Annotated in this window: 17 protein-coding genes; 7 read left to right on the top strand and 10 right to left on the bottom strand. The window is 70.9% G+C overall.

What is annotated here, in order from left to right; translation table 11 throughout:
* Positions 1 to 5: 5 nt before the first annotated feature.
* The 3 genes from BG418_RS32280 to BG418_RS32290 all read right to left on the bottom strand — a co-directional run bounded on the left by BG418_RS32280 (position 6) and on the right by BG418_RS32290 (position 3,694).
* Positions 6 to 494 carry a lamin tail domain-containing protein gene (locus BG418_RS32280; RefSeq protein ID WP_188277594.1) on the bottom strand — a complete coding sequence of 163 codons (489 nt, stop codon included), beginning with the start codon at positions 492 to 494 and terminating at the stop codon, positions 6 to 8.
* 292 nt (positions 495 to 786) lie between these two features.
* The gene (locus BG418_RS32285; protein ID WP_188277595.1) at positions 787 to 1,575 is read right to left on the bottom strand and encodes a class I SAM-dependent methyltransferase; all 789 of its coding nucleotides are present in this window, start codon (positions 1,573 to 1,575) and stop codon (positions 787 to 789) included.
* A 124-nt stretch (positions 1,576 to 1,699) separates the two neighbouring features.
* Complete coding sequence (locus tag BG418_RS32290) at positions 1,700 to 3,694, bottom strand: FGLLP motif-containing membrane protein (RefSeq protein WP_188277596.1); 1,995 nt, start codon at positions 3,692 to 3,694, stop codon at positions 1,700 to 1,702.
* Between the two features lie 731 nt (positions 3,695 to 4,425).
* Here BG418_RS32290 and BG418_RS32295 point away from each other — a divergent pair.
* The gene (locus tag BG418_RS32295; RefSeq protein ID WP_188277597.1) at positions 4,426 to 5,241 is read left to right on the top strand and encodes a hypothetical protein; all 816 of its coding nucleotides are present in this window, start codon (positions 4,426 to 4,428) and stop codon (positions 5,239 to 5,241) included.
* A gap of 67 nt (positions 5,242 to 5,308) precedes the next feature.
* Here the strand turns inward: BG418_RS32295 and BG418_RS32300 are convergent, their stop codons facing one another.
* The 4 genes from BG418_RS32300 to BG418_RS32315 all read right to left on the bottom strand — a co-directional run bounded on the left by BG418_RS32300 (position 5,309) and on the right by BG418_RS32315 (position 9,521).
* Positions 5,309 to 6,583 (bottom strand): S1 family peptidase, encoded by a 1,275-nt coding sequence (locus BG418_RS32300; RefSeq protein ID WP_188277598.1) that lies wholly within the window; start codon positions 6,581 to 6,583, stop codon positions 5,309 to 5,311.
* A 127-nt stretch (positions 6,584 to 6,710) separates the two neighbouring features.
* Positions 6,711 to 6,956, bottom strand: a complete 246-nt coding sequence (locus BG418_RS32305; RefSeq protein ID WP_188277599.1) for a WhiB family transcriptional regulator — start codon at positions 6,954 to 6,956, stop codon at positions 6,711 to 6,713.
* A 193-nt stretch (positions 6,957 to 7,149) separates the two neighbouring features.
* Positions 7,150 to 8,388 (bottom strand): phosphodiester glycosidase family protein, encoded by a 1,239-nt coding sequence (locus BG418_RS32310; protein ID WP_188277600.1) that lies wholly within the window; start codon positions 8,386 to 8,388, stop codon positions 7,150 to 7,152.
* 179 nt (positions 8,389 to 8,567) lie between these two features.
* Positions 8,568 to 9,521 (bottom strand): NADP-dependent oxidoreductase, encoded by a 954-nt coding sequence (locus BG418_RS32315; protein WP_188277730.1) that lies wholly within the window; start codon positions 9,519 to 9,521, stop codon positions 8,568 to 8,570.
* Positions 9,522 to 9,719: 198 nt separating this feature from the next.
* Between BG418_RS32315 and BG418_RS32320 the strand changes: the two genes are divergently transcribed.
* A complete protein-coding gene (locus BG418_RS32320; protein ID WP_188277601.1) occupies positions 9,720 to 10,085 on the top strand; it encodes a helix-turn-helix domain-containing protein in 366 nt (121 codons plus the stop codon).
* 188 nt (positions 10,086 to 10,273) lie between these two features.
* Positions 10,274 to 11,098 carry a hypothetical protein gene (locus BG418_RS32325; RefSeq protein WP_188277602.1) on the top strand — a complete coding sequence of 275 codons (825 nt, stop codon included), beginning with the start codon at positions 10,274 to 10,276 and terminating at the stop codon, positions 11,096 to 11,098.
* Between the two features lie 56 nt (positions 11,099 to 11,154).
* Here BG418_RS32325 and BG418_RS32330 read toward each other — a convergent pair whose 3' ends face one another.
* Complete coding sequence (locus tag BG418_RS32330) at positions 11,155 to 13,401, bottom strand: MMPL family transporter (RefSeq protein WP_317453836.1); 2,247 nt, start codon at positions 13,399 to 13,401, stop codon at positions 11,155 to 11,157.
* 241 nt (positions 13,402 to 13,642) lie between these two features.
* Between BG418_RS32330 and BG418_RS32335 the strand changes: the two genes are divergently transcribed.
* Complete coding sequence (locus BG418_RS32335) at positions 13,643 to 14,866, top strand: sensor histidine kinase (protein WP_188277603.1); 1,224 nt, start codon at positions 13,643 to 13,645, stop codon at positions 14,864 to 14,866.
* On the top strand, positions 14,863 to 15,576 hold the full coding sequence (locus tag BG418_RS32340; protein WP_188277604.1) for a response regulator transcription factor: 714 nt from the start codon (positions 14,863 to 14,865) through the stop codon (positions 15,574 to 15,576). Before BG418_RS32335 ends, BG418_RS32340 begins: the two co-directional genes overlap by 4 nt.
* Here the strand turns inward: BG418_RS32340 and BG418_RS32345 are convergent.
* Entirely contained in the window at positions 15,573 to 17,153 is a 1,581-nt protein-coding gene (locus tag BG418_RS32345; RefSeq protein WP_223185776.1) for a serine hydrolase, read from the bottom strand. The two genes, BG418_RS32340 and BG418_RS32345, sit on opposite strands and share 4 nt — an antisense overlap.
* A 127-nt stretch (positions 17,154 to 17,280) precedes the next feature.
* Between BG418_RS32345 and BG418_RS32350 the strand changes: the two genes are divergently transcribed.
* Both BG418_RS32350 and BG418_RS32355 read left to right on the top strand, forming a co-directional pair.
* Complete coding sequence (locus tag BG418_RS32350; RefSeq protein ID WP_188277606.1) at positions 17,281 to 18,366, top strand: hypothetical protein; 1,086 nt, start codon at positions 17,281 to 17,283, stop codon at positions 18,364 to 18,366.
* An 11-nt stretch (positions 18,367 to 18,377) separates the two neighbouring features.
* Positions 18,378 to 19,067 carry a YoaK family protein gene (locus tag BG418_RS32355; protein ID WP_399001145.1) on the top strand — a complete coding sequence of 230 codons (690 nt, stop codon included), beginning with the start codon at positions 18,378 to 18,380 and terminating at the stop codon, positions 19,065 to 19,067.
* Between the two features lie 15 nt (positions 19,068 to 19,082).
* Here the strand turns inward: BG418_RS32355 and BG418_RS32360 are convergent, their stop codons facing one another.
* Positions 19,083 to 19,610, bottom strand: coding sequence for an RNA polymerase sigma factor (locus BG418_RS32360; RefSeq protein ID WP_399001148.1), 528 nt, complete (start codon positions 19,608 to 19,610; stop codon positions 19,083 to 19,085).
* Positions 19,611 to 19,638: the final 28 nt, after the last annotated feature.

The raw sequence follows: 19,638 nt of genomic DNA on the forward strand, positions 1-19,638 counted from the left end.
CGGGGTCAGCGGTGGTGGTGACGCAGGTGGTGGGCGCCGCGGTCCCAGGACGCGGTGTCGAGGATCCGGCCATGGTCGCTGCGCAGGGTGGCGGTGTCGCGGTTGTTGTCCCAGACGTAGTGGTGACGGTCCTGGTAGACGTCGTGGCGGGTGTCGCGGCCGACGCCACTGTGGACCTTGACGGCGGAGTGGCCTTCGAGGAGCAGGCCGTGGAAGCGGTAGCGGGTGCCGTCACTGGCGGTCAGCGTGAAGCCGCGCAGCTGGACCGCGCGGTGGCCGGTGTTCTTCACCTCCACCCACTCGCCGTTGAGGCTCCGGTTGGAACGGTCGTCACGGCCCGGGCTGTTGTACTGCACCTTGCCGATCATCACGGCCGAGCGGGGAGCGTGCCGGTGGGGGCCGGCGGCTACGGCCGGCAGCGCCGCGGCACCGATCAGGGTGCCGGAGGCGACGAGGGTGGCGATGATGCGGCGGCTGGTGCGCGAAGCAGACATGTGCGTGCTCTCTCAAGGACAAGCCCCCAACGGCCTTGTTCGGGCCGGGTGGTGGGGCGGGCCAGGTTCCCGGCTGCTGCCGAGGACCACACTCTCGCCCGCCGCCTCGCCCTCGACGACGTTGAACCGACCCACTTTACGAATTCAGGACATTTCCGTAACTCGGGCTTGTGTCGTGAACTAACCCCAAAACACGCCTTCCGCCCGGTAATCGCCGCGCTCGGCCTCCCCGAGCGGCCCGTACCACGACGGAACTTCTGTAACGACGGCACCTCGGCGACACCGCAACGCGTCACGCCTTGACGGCCGTCGTCACCACCAGCGGGGGCCGCGCCCGCTCGACGGCCCAGTCGCGGCTGCGCACATGCTCGGGATCGGCCACTCCCACCGCCTCGTCGGGCGTCGGGTGGTGCTGTCCGACCTCGGTGAACCCGACCCGTTCGAGCAGCGGCGGGAACACCCCGACGGGCCACGCGTAGTTGCGTACGGACTGCCAGGTCCCGTCCGTGCGACGCAGCCGTACGGTCAGCGGCTCGCCCGGCCGGTACATGACGCCCGGCTCCCCCACCCGCAGCGAGGCGTACTCGATGCCGGAGCAGGCCGGATCGGTGGAGAGCAGCGCGAGCGGGGCTCCGGGCCGCAGCAGCCGGTGGATCTCACCGAACACCTCCAGGAGGGTCGCCTCGTCGGGCAGCGACGCCAGCACGTGGTTGCACATCGCCGCGTCCGCGCACGCGTCCGCCAGCTCACTCACCCGGCCGTCGGCCACCAGGTGGTACTCGGCGTCTGGCGTGCCCTGGTCGCGGGCCAGGATGAGCATGTCCGGGGAGGCGTCCACCCCGATGATCCGCATCCCGAGTGCCCGGGCCGCCTCATCGGCCACATGCCCCGGCCCACAGCCGAAGTCGAGGAGGACGCCATCCTTACGGCTCCCCCGCGCCACGGCCCGGAACACGAACGGATAGCCGAGCAGCCAGTCGCTCGCCGCGTCCACCGCCGCGAACGCCTCGGCGCCGTCGTGTCCCGCCCAGGCCCGACCCGGCTCGGGGAAGGACCGCTCACCTGCTCGTTCCTGCGGCATCGTCTGGTCCTGTCTCTCAGGTACGCAACCGGCACGGGCTGGTACGTACCCGGCACGGGCCTCCCATCATCGACTCCGCCCCGGCGCGGCGCACGCCGCCGCCCCGGGCCACATCCGTCCCGGCTCAGCCCATCGCCGCCGTACGGCGCTCCAGTCGGGCCACGTAGCCGCGCAGCCCTATCGAGAAGACCCAGGCCGCCACGAACAACCCCGTCGCGATGGCCAGGGTGCACCAGCGCAGATCGTTCGAGACCACGAAGCCGGGGCCGAACCCGGGGTGCGCGGAGTGCAGCAGGACATGGAAGAACAACGTCAGGGCGATCAGATACAGGCCGTACCAGGCGGGCTTGCTCCAGCTCTTGAGCGCGTGTCCGTCCATGCCGGCCAGCGGGAGCATCCCGAAGACCACGACCTCGACACCGCCGACGACTATCAGGCAGACCGTGTACGCGAGGATGTACGGCGCGGTCCCGGGCGCGGCCGTACGCCCGCGCTCGATCAGGGGTGCGCCCACGGCCCACACGAGCAGTGCCGCGCTGAGGACACAGATCCCGCCGATCATCACCGCCTGCCCCTTCGGCATGGCGTTGTACGGACGGTGCCCCGGAGGCACCGCGCCGAGCACCATGTAGACCGCCACCAGGCCGTAGACGTACGGGACCGGGAACGCCAGGCCCCGCGAGAGCGCGGCCATGAGCACCGCGAGGACGAGACCCGCGGGAACCACTCGCAGCTCGGCCGGTACACCGCCCCGGCCGGGCCGCAGCAGGGAGTCCTTCGTCTTCTCGTACGTCACGAGGATCAGCAGCGTGCCCACCGCCGCCCCCAGCGCCTTGGCCAGGGTGGATACGCCCCAGTGAGCCGTGGCGTCGGCCCAGACGACAAGGGCTCCGCCGAGCGCGGCGAAGGCGCCCATCCGGACCCAGCCGGGCAACAGGGCCGCCCGGTCCCGCACCCGGCGTCGCCGCCGAAGATCACGCCACCAACGGCCCAACGCGTTCTCCGCCAACTGCGAGGGGAACGCCTTCTCCAGCAGCAGCACGAGCAGCAGGAACCACAGGGCCATGCCCACCGATCCCGCCACGTCCCTGAGCGCCCAGGAGATCTGGGCGGGGGTGCGCATGCTCCCCACCAGTCCGGCCGGGTGGTCGTGCCCAACATCGGGACCTGGTGTCTTGCCGCCGCCACTGCCCTTGCCATTGCCATTGCCGTTGCCTGTGCCCGCGCCGCCGCCCTTGTCGTGCGGCCCTGACGACTGCCCGGGTGTGGACGAAGGGCTTCCGGACGGCGAACTCCCGTCGTCGTCAGACGCAGTGGGAGAGGGATCCCGCGTAACAGTGCCAGTGGGGCCCGGTATATCGGAGGCGGGCGAGGTCGGTGTGCCCCCGGGAATGGTGACCGCTGGACTGGCGGGGTTGGGCAGGCCCCCGATCCCGCCCCCTTGCGACGGGGACCCCACCGAACCCCCGGGTGACGGGCTGACAAGCGGCGGCGAAACGGGTGGTGAGACAGGTAGTGAAACGGGCGGTTGGGTCACGGTGAACGTTCGCGACACCGCGATACCTGCCGCCCCCGCCGCCACCGAACGGGCGGTCGGCGCCGCCGCGCAGCTCACCGTCACCTGGTGCGCCCCAGCTGTCGCATCGGGCGGCACGGTGAACGACGTGGTGAGCGTGCCGTCGGCGGCGGGAGTGGCTTCGGCGTCCGACAGCGCCGTCCCGTCCCACGACACTCGGGCCGCGCCCTCGCACAGGAAGCCCTTGCCCGACACTCCCACCTGCGTCTCCGGCTTACCGTGGTCGGGCCTCAGAGTGAAGTCGGGTTCCACCTGCGGCGGCCTCGGCGCCTTCACGTAGTAGGTCACCGTCAGGGTCACAGAGGGCCGCCCGTCGCAGGTCGCGACGATGGTGTGAGCGCCCGGAGCCGCGTCCTTCGCCACCTTGATCTGCTGCGAGAACTGACCGTAATCGTCGGTCCGCAACGTGATCGGGGCCGGTAAGTCTCCGGACAGGGTGAGCGGACCTGCGAAATAATCCGAGTCGACCGCACAGTCGAAGTACTCGCCGACAAGAGTCAGATACGCGCCCTGCTCCAGCTCCGCCGGGTTCACGGACAGCACAGGTTTCACCTCAGGCTGGGGCGACGAAGTCGTCTTGTGCGGGTGCGGGTTCGCCTGCGAAGGCCGCACCACCGCACCGGGTGACGACGGCGAAGGCGACGGCGCCACCCCGAAACTCGCCCCCGACGCACAGGCGAACAGCGCCACCACGAGCGCCACGACAGGTAGTCCCCTCGCCCATAACCTGATTCGCACAGCCGTCCCCCTCGTCCCCCTGCGGCCTCCCCCGACCGCCCCCGTTCGGGTGTACTTCTCAGACGAACGGGCAGCGCGCCGTCGTTTCCGGTGCGTGCGGCGCATCGGAGCGTGCTCCGGCATCGCGCGCGCCCCGTGCGCCCCCATGCCTACGCCCCGCAGGCCAGGCACTTCACGCCGGAACAATCTGGCCAGAGTCGCCAGCGGAAAGGTGAGGTTTGGCAAACCGAAGCCGCCCCGAACATCAGCCGGTTCACATTCACAGGAAGTACGCCGAGACACCGACACGGAAGGGCGTGCAACGAGCGATCACACCGCCAACTGCCCTCATACTCAACGGAGTTCACACCACACCCTCGTACGCAACAAACCGTCCCGCACATACCGGGATCAGCGATCGGCGTTGTACCGTCGGGGGGTTGGCGGGGGTACGTCGACTCGCCAACGTGTGAAACTTATGCGCACTCACCTGTGCTGTTGCCGTAGAGATGGGTAGCATCCGGCGGCAACATCCAGCACGAAGAAAGCGAACTCTCATGGCGGACGAGCCGGACACCACCACTCTCAAGGACCAGTACGCGGCACGTGTTGCCGCCGACCTGGACGCCAACCAGCAGGACCAGGCACGCATCCGCGAGGAACTCGACACACTCCAGACCCAACTCCAGGACCTGGAGCGGGACCACGGTCTGCTGCAGACCATGCGGAACACCCTCACCGACACCACCCTCGCCCCCGCGACGGCGACACCTCGTAAGCGCGGCCCGGTGAAGACGGCGGCGCAGGCCGCGCCGAAGAGCCCCGCGAAGACGGCGAAGACCTCGGCGAAGGCGCCCACCGCGCCCACCCCCGCCCCCGCCCCCGACACCACCCCCGCATCGGCATCCGCCGCCGCACCCGCCCCTGCCCAGGCCACCGTGCCCAAGCCGCGGGCGCAGAAGGCGGACACCAAGGCGCGCAAGACGGCCAAGACCGTCGCCACCAAGGCCGCCAAGAGCGTCAAGAAGACGGCCGCGCCCGCCAAGGACTCGGCGCGTTCCGGTGTGGAGAGCGGTGGACCCACCCTGCGCGAGCTGGTCCTCGGTCTCTTCGCGGACCACAAGGAGCCCCGTACCGTCGCGGACATCGTCGGCGAACTGGCCACGGCCCACCCGGACCGCACGACCAGCTCCCAGGTCGTGCGCAACACCCTGGAAGCGCTTGTCGCCAAGGGCGAACTGGAGCGGGAGCGCAAGCAGGGTTCGGTGTTCTACACCGCGCCCCAGCACGACGCCGTCACCGAGAAGGCTCAGGCACCTGCCCCCGACGCCAAGGCGGACACCACCGCCACGGCCGCTCCCGTGGAGGCGTGACACCACACACCGCGACCGGTGGGCGGGGCGACCGCAACTGCCCTCACCCCGCCCGCCGGTGACGGATTCACCCCCGCCCACCACCACCGTTGGGCGGCGCCGGTGCCGCAGGCGGCGCGGCCGAGCCATCGCCCGCGCCTCCCCTGCCGCCGCCACCCGAGCCTTGCCCGCCTCCGTTACCCGCGCCCCCGCCTCCACCGCCCGCGCCGTCCCCGCCGATCGTGGCTCCCGTGGCGGCCAGCGCGGCGGTGACCGGCTGGAAGAACGTCTCACCTCCTGCCTTGCAGTCGCCGCTGCCGCCGGACGTCAGGCCGACCGCGCTCCCGTCGGCGGTGAACAGGCTGCCGCCGCTGTCGCCCGGCTCGGCGCAGACGTTGGTCTGTATGAGCCCGGTGACCGTGCCTTCGGGGTAGTTGACCGTGGCGTTCAGACCGGTGACCGTACCGTCGTGGAGCCCGGTGGTGCTGCCCATGCGCAGGACGCGCTGTCCCACCGAGGCGTCGGCGGCGCGGTTTATCTGCACCGCGCGTCCGCCACCCGTGTTGACCGTACTGGGTGCGTTCGTGGCCGGGTTGTCGTAAGTGAGCAGGGAGAAGTCGGCGTTGCCGGGGAAGGTGGCCTTCTGGACGGTCGCGGCGGGTGCGCCGTTCGCGCTCAGCGACCACTGCTTGGCTGCGACACCGCAGTGGCCCGCGGTCAGGAATCCGGGGCTGCCATCCTGCGTCTTGACGTTGAAGCCGAGCGAACAACGCGCCCCACCACCGAATATGGCGTCACCGCCCGCACTGAAGGGGGTGAACTGACCTGCGGATTTCTTGATTTGGGCCATACCGCCGCCGAGCGATCTGACGGCCTTCTCCAACCGGGCCAGCTGCCCGCCCTTGACCGTCCGGTCCGCCGAGACGACGATCCGGTTGGTCCGGGGGTCCACCGCCCACGCGGTCCCCGGGATGGTCGCGGTGCGGGCGAGGGTGTGCGCGGCGGACCGCAGGTCGGCCGCGCTGTTGCGGACCGCACGCGGTACCGCTCCGGCCTTCTTGACCTGCGCGTTCGCCTGGTCATCGGCGCCGCCGGCCACGTTCACGACGACCTGCTGTTTGCCGGCGTCGAAGTACGCCCCCGCGAAGGCGTCGCCGAGCTGCTTGGCCAGAGTGTCGACCAGCGCCGACGCCGACGCGGCGTTCGCCTGGCCGGACGCGGGTGCGGCACCGACGTCGGGCGGGGGTTCGGCCTGGGCCTGTGACGCGTTCGCGTGCGGGATCAGTACGGCCGCCGCGATGAGGCCCGCGGCCCCGGCTCCCGCCAACGCGGCCCGCCGCTTGGGTATGCGCCTGTGAGTCAACTCGCCGCCTCCTGGGATGAGTTACGTCGCCGATCGAAACCGACGGAAGGTGTGCGCCTCTAGGTACGCATGCGATGGGTGTGGTGTTCATTGCCGTTGCAAAAAGGCTTCCCGAACGGCTGCCGCCTCACGCCACCTCCACCCCGCCCATCCGCCTTCGCAGGCTGCGCAGTTCGTACTCGCTGAGACCGCCCCACACCCCGCGCTTCTCGCCGTTCGTCAACGCCCAGTGCAGGCAGGCGCGCTTGACCGGACACTGCCGGCAGACCGCCTTGGCGTCCGCCAACTGCTGCTCCGCGAGCCGCCTGCTGTACGTGGGGAAGAACAACTCCGGATCCGCTGTGCGGCAGGCCGCACGCTCTCGCCAGTTCACAAGAAGATTCCCTTCTCGGTGACAAGTGATCGAGATCGACCGGATCAGGGAGGCTTCGGATCAACTGCCGTTGGATCCGCAGCCTCCCTGCTCTCTGATCCCTACCGCGTTGTTACGTCGGCCATCGACCGACCGTTCAACGCCCGTAGCCTCGATCCCACGCGAGCGGCACCGCCCGACCACACGGCGGCGGTCAAGGTCGGGTGAACACACCGATCCCATTGGCCACGGAACGTTCGAAACTTCCCGGCGGCCGATTGCGTACGACGACGTGCCGCTCGCCCGGAACGCGAGTGGCCAGGGTGGACGAGCCACCGCCGTCCAGGTTGACCGCGTCCTCGGCCCCGATGTCCCGCATGAGGCGCGCGAGTTCGGCGAGGGTCAGGCCCGCATCGTTCTCGGCCGCGCCGTTCAGCGCGAGGAGATAGAGACGCTTGCCCTGTGCGCCGATGCCCGCGCCGCTGCGTGTGGCGGCCGTACGGTCGTCGAGCCCGTCCAGTGGGCTGCGCCCGCGCAGCACCGGCAGACCGCCCACTGCGAACGTCAACGGCCCTTTGCGGCCGCGCAGCTGGTGGGCGAGGCCCACGCGCGCGTGGAGCCCCAGCGCGCGCAGCGCACGCGCACCCTTCTCACGTCCCACCAGAACAAATGTGTCGGCCGGGATCGGCCCCCGCCCCAGCGTGGTCGACGTCCTGACGACCTGCCCCCGCCGCACGGTCACCTCGTACGTGTCCTTGGCGCACGGCGCACCCCGCGAACTGTCCGTGCCGCAGGCGGCGCGTGCCCGGGAGGCGTCCCCCCACTTCGTGGTGAACGCGCCCACTCCACCCACCGGCACGGCGTACTGGTTGAACCCGTCAAGGCGCAGCTCGCCCTGGTCGGTCTCGACGCTTCCCTGGAGCCGGAGCCGGTCCAGGTAGGCGACCCGCCCCGCGCTGATGCCGAGGACGTCCCGCGCGCTGGTGCCGGGCGGCAGGGAGGGGCCGAAGCGCTGGCCGTCGGGCACGGCGGCCTTGAGCTCGCGGCCGGAGGCGATGGCGGGGCCCACCGAGGCACCGGTGACCTCGACGCCGGGATGCTGGACCTCGCTTATGTCGAAGAAGTCCCCGTTGAGGGCAGCGACCGCGTCCCGCGCGTCGGCCATGGCGGACACCCGGGCCCGCGCGGCCACCGCACCCGGGGTCAGGAGGTCCACCCTGACCCGGGGGTTGCGCAGATCGACCACGACCAAGCGGCCATGGGTCGCGCCGTGGGACGCGGTGACGGTGAAGCTCCGGTAAGAGACACCGGGACCGATCGCCACCGTACGGCCGTACGCCACGGCCGGGGCGCTGTGCGCCGCCCCGGGCGCGAGCACGCCCGTACCGACCACCATCCCCGCCGCGGCGACACCGGTCACCGCACCACGCACCCACCGCAGGGGCCACCCCATAGCGCCTCGTCTCCTGGGACCACTCCCGGACCGGCAGCGTAGCGAGACTCGCGGCCGCTGAACGGCAGGCTCGACACGTTGGCCAAGAACCGTCCGGCGCTCGGCGACGGTCTGCGAGGCGTATGGGGTACGAGTGCTGACGACTCATCAGAGAGTCGTCTGTGGGATTACTTGTGGCATTACTCGGCCACGCGCAGGACGATCTTCCCCTTGGTGCGGCCCCCGGCCACCCGGACGTGCGCCTCGGCGACCTGCTCCAGCGGGAGCACGTCGGCCACCTCGACCTTGATCGCACCGGCGTCGATGAGTCCGGCGAGCGTGGTGAGGGCGGTGCCGTCCGGCTCCACCAGGTAGGGCCGGGCCCGTACGCCCGCCGCGGCCGCCTGCTCGGCGAGGTCGTCCGACACCCCGGACGGGACCGCGACCAGCAGGCCGCCCGGGCGCAGCACCGCGAGCGAGCGCGTGCTGGTGGCGTCGATCTCGTCGCCGACGAGGTCGACCACGACGTCGACGTCGGAGAGCTCCTTCTCGAACCGGGTGGCGGTGTAGTCGACGACCTCGTCCGCTCCCAGCTCCCGCAGCCACGCGTGCTTCGCGGCGCTCGCGGTGGCGATGACGTACGCGCCGAGGTGCTTGGCGATCTGCACGGCGAAGTGTCCGACACCGCCCGCCGCCGCGTGTACGAGGACGCGGTCGCCGGGGCGCACGTCGGCGGTGTCCACCAGGATCTGCCAGGCGGTGAGGGCCGCGAGCGGGACGGCGGCGGCCTCGTCGTGGCTCAGCGCGGCGGGCTTGCGGGCGAACTGGCGGGCCGGGGCCGTGACGTACTCGGCGTAGCCTCCGGCCGCGCGGGGGAACCACGGCATCCCGTACACCTCGTCGCCGACGGCGAGGGTGTGCACACCGAAACCGACCTCCTCGACGACCCCGGAGACGTCCCACCCGAGGACGAACGGCGGCTCCCCGAGGACGCCCGCCATACCGGAGCCGCCGCGTGTCTTCACGTCGACCGGGTTGACCCCGGCGGACACGACGCGGACGAGCACCTCGGTCGGCAACGGCGCGGGGCGCGGCACCTCCGTGAGGTGCAGGACCTCGGGGCCGCCGAAGGTCTGCTGGGTGATGGCGCGCATGGTGGGCGTGGCGGGTGTGACGGCGGACACGGGTGACTCCTCGATGGTTCCTGGCGGGCGCTGGACCCCGCCGTGATCTGTGCCGCAAAGCTACGTTCGGGGTAGTAGTAACCTGCAAGGGCACCTACTATCTTTTGGGTAGCATCACAGCTCAGAGGGCCGCCGCTACCCCCACTTCGACTCCGAGGACGTTCCCGTATGGGCAGGACCTGCGACACCGGCAGCCACGACAAGCACGACGTCTACGCGGCCTTGTGTCCGTGCCGGAACGTGCTCGATCTGCTGGCCAACAAGTGGAGCGCCCTCGCGATCGGCGCCATGGAGGACGGCCCGGTGCGCTTCGGAGTGCTCCAGCGGTTCCTGGAGGGCATCAGCCCCAAGGTGCTCACGCAGACGCTGCGGCGTCTCGAAGAGGCCGGGCTCGTGTCCCGCACGGTCTACCCCGCTGTCCCGCCGCACGTCGAGTACGCCCTCACCGAGCTCGGCCACAGCGCCGCCGAGCCGCTGGCGCAGATGCGGAACTGGGCCGAGCGGAACATGGATCTGCTCTACGCCGGCGAGTGACCCACGGGGCCACGCACCCCGCACCCCCCTGAACCCCCGCCGCCGCATCGCTCACAGCTGGATCGTCTACAGTCATGTAGACGTTGGCCCGGTCGGTCGCGCCTGCCCGGACCGGGCGGCTCAACCATGCCCGGACGGCGGACAGTTGCGGACTGCGGCGCAGCGGCGCCGGAAGGGCGGGAACGAGCATGGCACAGCCGGGCGGCGCGGCGACCAGGCCGGTAGGAGAAGGACGGCACCGGGGCACGGTGCCCCGCCGGGGCGCGGGCCCGGCCCTGAGCAAGGTTCCGGAGGTCACCGCCCTGTTCTGGGTGGTGAAGGTGCTCACCACGGGCGTGGGCGAGACCGCGTCCGACTACCTGGGCCGCACCCTCGGCCCCATACCCGCGGGCACCCTGGGCCTCGCCGGGCTTGTGGCCCTGCTCACCCTGCAGTTCCGCGCGGTGCGCTACCGGCCCTGGACGTACTGGTCGGCGATCGTGATGGTCAGCGTGTTCGGCACCATGGCCGCCGATGTCATCCACGTCGTGGCCCATGTCCCGTACGTGGTGTCGGCGGTGGCCTTCTCGCTCGCGCTGGCCGCCGTCCTGATCGCCTGGTACGCCAGCGAGGGCACGCTGTCCATCCACAGCATCCGCACGCCGCGCCGCGAGACGTTCTACTGGGCGACCGTCCTGACCACGTTCGCGCTCGGCACGGCGGTGGGCGACCTCACGGCCGGCACGCTGGACCTCGGCTACTTCCCGTCCGGTGTCCTGTTCGCCGCCCTCATCGCGGTACCGGCGCTCGCCGGACGCTTCCTCGGGCTCAACGCGGTGGCCGCGTTCTGGTGGGCGTACGTCCTGACCCGCCCGCTCGGTGCGTCGTTCGCCGACTGGATGGGCGTCCCCACCACCCGCCACGGCCTCGGCTGGGGCACCGGCCCGGTCACCCTGGCGCTCTGCGTGCCGATCGCCCTGCTCATCGGTTACCTGGCGAACACGCACAAGCGGCAGTCGCTCCAGGCGGTTTGAGCTACTGACACAAACAAAGGGCGCCCCGCTCGTCGACGGACGAGCGGGGCGCCTTTTCACCTACCCGGGCTACTGGTCGCGCGGTCCCACTCCTGGTCGTACGCCCGATGCTGCGGCGTGTGGCGGCGCTGGCCGCGTCCCGGGCGGATCGGCCACCAGATACTCCGGCCCAGGATCGCGGCCAGCGCGGGCACCAGCACGATCGACAGGACGAACGCGGAGAGCAGGATGCCCAGCGCCGTCGCGAAGCCGATCTGCTGGGTGGAGGGGGCCGGGGTGACCGCGAGGCTGCCGAACGAGCCCGCGAGGACCAGGCCCGCCGTCGCGATGGCCGGTGCGGTGTGGCGTACGGCCCGGGCGACGGCCGCGCGGGCCGGTCCCGGCTGTTCCATCTCCTCCCGGATGCGGTCGCTGATCAGGATGTTGTAGTCGGTGCCGAGGGCGACGACGAACAGGAACAGCACCAGCGGCAGGGTGAAGTTGACGCCCGGCTTGTCCAGCATGTGCTGGAACACCAGGGCGGAGGCACCGAGCGTGGCCGCGAAGCCCAGGCCGACGGAGACCATCAGGATCATCGGCGCGAGCAGGCTGCGCAGCAGGACGAGCAGGATCAGGGCGATGAGTACGGCCGCGACCGGGAACACGATCTTCAAGTCGTGGTCGACGGCGGTCGCGATGTCGGCGAAGATCGCCGCCGTACCGCCGACATGGGCCTCGGTCCCGTCGGGTGTGTGCCCGGCGACGGCGGCACGCACCGGCCCGGAGACCAGGTCGCGGGCCTTCTGGGTCTGGGGATCCGCGCTCAGGTACAGATCGATCCTGGCCGCCCGGTGGTCCTCGCTCAGGGCGGTCCGCGCGACCTTGCCCACGCCCTCGACCCCGGCGAGCGACCGGGAGAGCCCGTCGAGGCGGCTCGTGGTGAGCGTGCCGCCGTCCTTCGCGGTGATGTACACGGTCGTCGGGTCCGACACTCCGGCGGGCAGTGCGCGGGAGATCTCGGCGGCGGTGGCCGAGGCGGGGGTGTCGCGCCCGCTTTCGCTGCCGTAGTCCATCCGTATCCCGGCGAGACCGGCGCCCAGTGCCGCGAGCAGGGCGACCGAGGCCACGATCAGGGTCAGCGGGCGTCGTGTGACGAGAGCGCTGATCCGGCCCGCCGTGCCTTCGCGTGGGGTGCGCTTGAGGGCGCGCGACGGCCAGAACATCTTGCGGCCGGTGACCGCGAGCAGGGCCGGCATGAGCGTGAGGCTGGCCAGCAGCATCACGAGGACCGAGAGGGCGATCGCCGGGCCGAGCACGCGGAACTGCCCGAAGGTCGCGACCCCGAGGGTGGCGAAGGCGGCGACGATGGTGAGCGCCGCCGAGGTGACCGCCGTGCCGACCCGGCCGCTGACCTCGGCGGCGACGAGGCGGTGCGGCAGTTCGGGGCGCCCGCGCAGTTGCTCGCGGAAGCGGAAGAGGAGGAACAGGAAGTAGTCGATCCCGATGCCGAGCAGAACCACCTGGATCAGCTGGGGAGTCGACGAGTCGATCTTGATGTCGGTGAGCATGGCGACGCCGACCACCGCACCCTGCGCCGCGCCGCCGACGATCACCACCGCGAGCAGCGGCAGCAGCGCCGCGAGAAGACTGCGGAACACCAGTACGTTGAGGAGCACGATCAGCCCCACGGTGAGGATTCCCGCGACCTTCGCGTTGGTCTTCTCCGCATCCGCGGTATCGGTCTCGTCGGCCATTCCGCCGGTGAATCCCGTACGCATTCCCTGGTCGGCAAAAGCGGCCCGGGCTTGGTCGCGGAAGGTGCGGTAGACGCTCTGGACTCCGGGGTCCGTGCGATTTCCCTTCAGTTCGACCGTGAGGAGTTCGAAGCTCTTGTCGGGTGCCACCATGGCCGGGCCGACCTTGGGTGTCTGGGAATGGTCCTGCGTCAGAAATCCGACGTCGTCCTTGGACTTGGGCATCGTGACCTCGCGACGGCCCAACCGCTCGGCTTCCGCGCCGATCTTCCGCTGGTCCGAGGCGGTGAGCACCTTGCCGTCCGACCGGGCCACCAGCAGGGTCACCGCGTTGGCATCGGGTTTGATCCCGAATTTGTCCTCGGCGACTTTCAGCGCGGCGGCCGAGTCGTACTTGTCCGGCAGGAAATCCCCCGCCTGGGTCTGGGAGGCGCGGTAGACCAATGCCTGGCCCAGCATGGTCAGAAAGACACCCACCACCGTCCAGGCGGCGATTACCTTCCACGGATTCCTGGTGGAGAATCCGGTCAGGGCGCGTATCACGTAGTCCTCCGGCAATGGTGCGTTCACCGGGGATTCCCGGCCGTTCTTTAGACCATCACGCCGAAGTGCCGCTTTTCGTCGGGGCGCAGAACGAGAAGAGCGCCGGGACCGGAGTCCCGAGTCGGGCCGCGACCAGGACCAGGGTCCTGGTCGGAGCTCGGCTCCAGGGCCCGTGGCCCGGGCACCGGCCGCTGTCAGAATGGATCACGGACAACAGTCGTGACGCACCGGCAAGGGCCCGGAGGGCCGACTGCCGAGGAGGACCGACATGCAGACGCGCCACGACCTCGCGCCACCCGCCGTGCCCACCGACACACCGTGGACCCGCGACGACGCGCTCGTGACGATCGGGGCCGCCGCCGTGGACCTGGTGGGGTACTCGCTCTCCGGCCAGAGCGACGGCGAGAGCGTCACGGTCGTCGGATGCGCGCTCATCGTGGCCTCAGCGCTCTGTCTGCTCGCCCGCAACCGCCGCCCGGTGCTCACCCTCGCCGCTGTCCTGGCCCTCGCGGTGGCGCTGAACCTGTCCACGTCCGTGCCGCACCACAGCGGGTTCAGGTCGGCACTGGTCGTCGCCCTGTACGCGGTCGCCCGGGCCCACGCCCGGAAGGTGATCGTGCCGACGGCTCTCACGGCCGCGGTCGTGCCGCTCCTGGGCCAGCCGGACAAGCCGGTCCCGACGCCCTGGGAAGTCCTGGGCAACATGCTCGCGGCCGCCCTGGTCGTCGCCACCGCGACCGCGGTGAACCGCTGGCACGAGAACGTCGAGACACAGCGCAGACTGCTGGCCGATCGCGCGGTGGCCGACGAACGCCGCCGTATCGCACGGGAGCTGCACGACATCGTCTCCCACCACATCACCACGATGCAGCTGATGGCGGGCGGCGCCCGGGCCAACCTCGCCCATGACACCGACGTCGTCCGCGACGCCCTGGTCACCCTGGAGGAGTCCGGCCGTATGGCCCTGCGCGAGATGCGCCAGCTCCTAGATGTGCTGCGCGCCGACGACGAGCCGGAGGACGCCCTGTCACCGCCGCAGCCCGGGACCGCGGACCTCGGCCGTATCGTCGCCGAGTCCCGACTGGCGGGTCTGCCCACCGAGTTCACCGTCCACGGCCAGGAGCGCCCGCTGCCGCCGAGCGTCGGCCTCACCGTGTTCCGTATCGTCCAGGAAGCCCTGACCAACGCCCGTAAGCACGCCGAAGGAGCCCGGGTCCAAGTCGAGCTGACATACCGTCAGAACATGATCGTCGTCGAGATACACAACGACGGGACGGGCGCGCCGCAGGCCGCGGTGGCGGCCGGGGGCCGGGGCAGGAAGGATCCCGGACGGACGGGATACGGTCTGATCGGCATGCGCGAACGCGTCGCCCTGCACGGCGGCACGCTGGAGACCGGCGCCCTCGACGGCGGCGGGTTCAGGGTGGCGGCGGGCCTGCCGCTGACACCGAGCACGAGTGAGGCCGACCAGGCCGAGGAGCTACTGCGATGACCACCTCCCACGCCCCCACCGATCCCGCCACTTCGCAGCGGATCACCGTGCTCATCGCGGACGACCAGCCGCTGGTGCGGCGCGGTCTTGCCCTGATCCTCGGCCCCGACCCGTCGTTCGAGGTCGTCGCGGAGGCCGAGAACGGTGAACAGGCCGTCGCCCTGGCCCAGCAGCTGCGCCCCGACGTCGTCGTGATGGACATCCGTATGCCGGTCCTGGACGGGGTCAAGGCGACCGAGGAGCTGGCCCGGACGCTGCCCGGGTGCCGGGTGCTGGCCCTGAGCACCTTCGACATGGACGAGTACGTCGTCGCCGCCCTGCGCGCGGGCGCGTACGGCTTCCTGCCCAAGGACATCTCCCCCGAGGAGCTGATCGCGGCGGTCCGTACGGTCCACACCGGCGAGGCGGCCGTCGCGCCGCGCCTGCTCACCCGGCTCATCTCCACCTACGTCAGAGCGCCCCGCGCTCCCCGGCCGACGCCCGTCGCGAGCCCCGGCGACCTCACACCCCGTGAGCTGGAAGTGTGGAGCCTGATCGCCACCGGGCTCGACAACGCCGAGATCGCCCGCGAGATGGAGCTCAGCGTCTCCACCGTCAAGAACTACATCACCAGCATCTTCGGCAAGCTCGATGTCCGCGACCGCGCCCAGGCGGTGATAGCGGCGTACGAGTCGGGGTTGGTCGAGGCGCGTACGAACCCCGGGTCCTAACCACCAGACCTGGTGAAGGTGCCCAGGCCGGTGTGGTCGAGGTATTCCACCGTGACCGTGTTGTCCTTGAACGTGACCCCGGTGAGGCCGACCGCGTTCTCGCCGGTCGTCTTGAAGCTGAAGACGTCACCGCTGTAGTGGGTCAGCGGGAACCGCATGTGCCGGGGCCCGAGTTCGGCGACCAGGCCCGTGGCCGACTCGGTGACGGTGAGGCGGCCGTAGTACGCGTTGTCATACGTGCCGGTGTACGCGCTGGTGGCCCGGGCGGGCTTCACGTCGGCCGGCGGATGCGCGTAATCAGTGCTGGAGGCGCCCTGGTTGAGCTGCTTTTCCAGCGCTCCGCCGATGAGAGGCAGCCAGTCCCGTGTCGGCTTGCCGAACTGCGCGGTGTCGAAGAAGTCCTGCGCCACGGTCTCCGGCACACCGATGGGCGCGCCGTTGGTGAGCACCACGATGCCGAGCTGTTCGGCGGGGAGCATGGTCACATTGGTCGCGGCACCGAGCGCGAAGCCGCCCGAGTGGCTCAGGCGCAGCCGGCCGTTCTCGTCGTAGGAGACGTTCCAGCCGAGGCCGTAGAAACCGGTGCGGTCGGTGGGTGCGGCCGGGGGCTGCGACACGACCTGCGGAAGGTGCGTCGGGGCGAGCCCGGCCGGGTCGATGATCTGGTGTCCGTCGAGCTTGCCGTTGGCCAGTTGGAGGCGCAGCCAGCGGGACATGTCCTTGGCCGTGGAGCTGACGCCGCCCGCCGGTGACTGGGCGTCGGCGTCACGGACGAACCGGGCGCTCCAGGTGCCGTCGGCGTTCTTGACGTGCGTGACGGCCTTGTTCTTGGCCTTCTCGAAGTCGGCGAAGCGCGAGCTGGTGGAGTTCATACCGGCGGGCTTGTACAGCGTGTCCTCGCTCAGCTTCTCCCAGCTGACACCCTTGGCCCGGGCGACGGCCTCCGCGGCCGCCGTGAGACCGAAGTTGGTGTACGCGTAACTCGCGCGGAACGGCGTCAGCGGCTCGTACCGCAGATGGTCCAGGATGTACGCGCGGTCGTAACCCAGGTCCTCAAGCAGATCGCCCGCGTGGTCCGGCAGACCGCTGCGGTGCGCGAACAGGTCCGCGACGGTGACGTGCGAACTCACCCATGGGTCCTTGAGCGCGAAGCCGGGCAACTGTCCGGCGACCGGGGTGTCCCAGGTGAGCTTGCTGTCCTTGCCCGCGCCCACCGCACCCGCGACCACGGTGGAGGCGACGGGCTTCGACACCGAGGCGATCTCGAAGACGGTGTCGGGGTCGATCTTGCCCTTTTCTCCGACGTGCCGGTCCCCGAAGCCCTTCAGGTACACCACCCGGTCCTTGTGGACGACGCCCACGGCGACGCCCGGGACTCCCGTGCGTTTCATGATGGCTGATACGACCGAGTCGAGCTGGTCGACGGCCTTGTTCACCTGGTCGTCGGTGAGCTGGGGAGCCGGTGGCGGCGGGCCGGACGGGGAGGGGCCCGCGGCGCCCGCGCCCGTTCCGCTCGCCCCGGCCAGCAGGGCCGCCAGGGCGAAGACGGTGAGCGCACGGCTCCGGCTCGGTCGCATGCGCGGTGCGGCATGCATATCTTTCATTGAACACCCGTGCTACGGCGCTGTCGCGCGGTGTCCGCCCCCCGGGCGGGCGGTGCGCTTGAATGATCCCGACGGATCCCCGGGAAGGAACAGAGCTGCGGTGCGTGTACTACAGGGCATCACAGGTGCCGTCATCGTCCTGGGGATCTTCTCCTCGGTGCTGCGGACGCTGGTCATCCCGAGGCCGACGCGTTCGGGCTTCACCCACATCGTCCAGCGCCTGGTCCACCGCCCGTTCCAGCTGGTCGCCGACCGGCTGCCGGACGCCGAGGCGAAGGACCGCATACTCGCCCCGGTGGCGCCGCTGTCCATCGTCGTGACGCTGATGGGCTGGCTCGCGTGCTTCATGGTGGGCTACGCACTCCTTGAGGCGGCCGTCAGCAACCTCCCCGTCAGGGACGCGATGGTCGAGTCCGGCTCCTCGCTCTTCACCCTCGGCTTCGCCAGCGGCACCCGCGTGTCGCTCAACGTCATCGACTTCTGCGCCGCCGCGACCGGCCCCGTCGTGATCGGCCTCCAGGTGGGGTATCTGCCCACCCTGTACGGTGCCTACCAGCGCCGCGAGACCGAGGTGACGCTCCTTCAGGCCCGCGCGGGCAGCCCGCCGTGGGGCCCGGAGATCCTGGCCCGTTACGCGCAGGTCGAGATGCTGCACAGCGTCACCGAGCTGTTCCGCAACTGGGAGCGGTGGAGCGCCGAGGTGAGCGAGAGCCACACCACCTACCCGGTGCTGCTGCACTTCCGCTCCCCCAAGGCGAGCCGCAACTGGCTGATCGCCCTGCTGTCGGTGATGGACGCGGCGGCGCTGCGCCTCGCCTTCAACCCCTCGCAACCGCAGCCCGAGGTACGGATGGCCCTGCGGGCCGGGTTCGTGTGCCTGCGCGACATCGCCGATATGCGCGGCATCCCGTACGACCGCGACCCGCATCCGGACGACCCCGTCCAGCTCACCTACGAGGACTTCCTGCACGGTGTGGCGCGCATGGAAGACCAGGGGTATCCGATGGAGCGCACACCCCAGGAGGCCTGGCGGCACTTCCGTGGCTGGCGGGTCAACTACGAGCAACTGGCGTACTGGCTGGCGCGGGACATCGACGCGGTGCCCGCGCCCTGGTCGGGTCCGCGCCGCACGTCCGTGGCCATCCGCACCCCGGTCACCCCGGTCGACCGGCGCCCGGTCGGATGAAGGGCAGGAGGATGAACGTGGACACCCTGCTCGGCCGGGGCGCCGCCCGGATGTTTCCCGGCACCCCGGGACACCACGGTGTGCTGCCGCCGCTGCTCGTCGTGCTCACCTTGGTCACCGGGCTTGTCGACGCCGTCAGTTATCTCGGGCTCCATCATGTATTCGTCGCCAACATGACGGGCAACGTGGTCTTCCTGGGGTTCGCGCTGGCGGGTGGGACCGGACTGTCCGCCGTCGCCTCCACCCTCGCCGGCGTCGCCTTCCTGACCGGCGCGCTGGTGGGCGGGCGCCTGGCGCCACGGATCGCCGAGCCGGTCCGGCTGTTCGCCCTGCTGGTCGCGGCGCACGCGGTGCTGGTGGCGGCGGCCCTGGTGACGGCGCTGGCGGCGCACGTGACGTACGTACTGATCGTGCTGCTCGCCCTCGGTATGGGGATGCAGAACGCGGTGGTGCGCAGGCTCGCGGTGCCCGACCTCACCACCACGGTGCTCACCATGACGCTGACCGGTCTGGCCGCCGACCCGCCGGGGCCGGCCGGGGTGCGCCGACTTCTGTCGGTCGCCGCGATGTTCGGCGGCGCCCTGGCCGGGGGTCTCCTTCAGCGCTCCCACGGCACGGCCGCCGCGCTGGCGCCGGCCGTGCTGCTGCTCGTCGCCGTGGCGCTGGCGGCGGGAGCCTCCGCGCGGCCCGTTCCCGCGTGACCGGCAGCCGTCGGGTCAGGACGCCTGCTGGTGCCAGGCGTCCTGGAAGTTGCGGCGGGCCCGGTGCAGCCGGGAGCGGACGGTACCGACCGGCAGCGCCAGGGTCGCGGCCATCTCCTCCTCGTTCATCCCGTACACGGCCCGCAGCATGAGCACCTGGCGGTGCTGGTCTGGCAGCCGGTCCATGGCGTCGCTGATGTGCACGGTGTCCAGGGGGTTGCCGTCCAGGGCCCGGTCGGTCAGATCGTCGGTGGGTCCCTGGTTCAGCCGCTTCGAGGTGCGGACCGCCTCCCGTACGGTCACCGCGCGCACCCATCCGTAGAAGGCCTCGGGCTCGCGCAGCCCCCCGATGCCCCGGAAGATGGCGAGCAGCGCCTCCTGCGCGGCGTCCGAACTGTGGCCCCGGGCGATCGGCAGACACAGCCGGCCGACGAAGGGCGCGATGTGCAGAAGGATCTCGTTCATGGCCCGGTCGTCCCCGGCCTGCGCGCGGGGCAGCAGGGCGGTGGTGACAGGGACCCGCGAATCGTTCGTCGTTATCACCGCAGGACTACTCCTGGACTCAGCCTGC

It is taken from the genome of Streptomyces sp. CBMA152, assembly GCF_014596475.1.
In the GTDB taxonomy this organism is placed as follows: domain Bacteria; phylum Actinomycetota; class Actinomycetes; order Streptomycetales; family Streptomycetaceae; genus Streptomyces.

Excerpts from the sequence above, each read along its gene's own strand:
- BG418_RS32280 (WP_188277594.1), bottom strand. The coding sequence starts at position 494 with ATGTCTGCTTCGCGCACCAGCCGCCGCATCATCGCCACCCTCGTCGCC.
- BG418_RS32285 (WP_188277595.1), bottom strand. The coding sequence starts at position 1,575 with ATGCCGCAGGAACGAGCAGGTGAGCGGTCCTTCCCCGAGCCGGGTCGG.
- BG418_RS32295 (WP_188277597.1), top strand. The coding sequence starts at position 4,426 with ATGGCGGACGAGCCGGACACCACCACTCTCAAGGACCAGTACGCGGCA.
- BG418_RS32310 (WP_188277600.1), bottom strand. The coding sequence starts at position 8,388 with ATGGGGTGGCCCCTGCGGTGGGTGCGTGGTGCGGTGACCGGTGTCGCC.
- BG418_RS32315 (WP_188277730.1), bottom strand. The coding sequence starts at position 9,521 with ATGCGCGCCATCACCCAGCAGACCTTCGGCGGCCCCGAGGTCCTGCAC.
- BG418_RS32320 (WP_188277601.1), top strand. The coding sequence starts at position 9,720 with ATGGGCAGGACCTGCGACACCGGCAGCCACGACAAGCACGACGTCTAC.
- BG418_RS32325 (WP_188277602.1), top strand. The coding sequence starts at position 10,274 with ATGGCACAGCCGGGCGGCGCGGCGACCAGGCCGGTAGGAGAAGGACGG.
- BG418_RS32335 (WP_188277603.1), top strand. The coding sequence starts at position 13,643 with ATGCAGACGCGCCACGACCTCGCGCCACCCGCCGTGCCCACCGACACA.
- BG418_RS32340 (WP_188277604.1), top strand. The coding sequence starts at position 14,863 with ATGACCACCTCCCACGCCCCCACCGATCCCGCCACTTCGCAGCGGATC.
- BG418_RS32345 (WP_223185776.1), bottom strand. The coding sequence starts at position 17,153 with ATGCGACCGAGCCGGAGCCGTGCGCTCACCGTCTTCGCCCTGGCGGCC.
- BG418_RS32355 (WP_399001145.1), top strand. The coding sequence starts at position 18,378 with ATGAACGTGGACACCCTGCTCGGCCGGGGCGCCGCCCGGATGTTTCCC.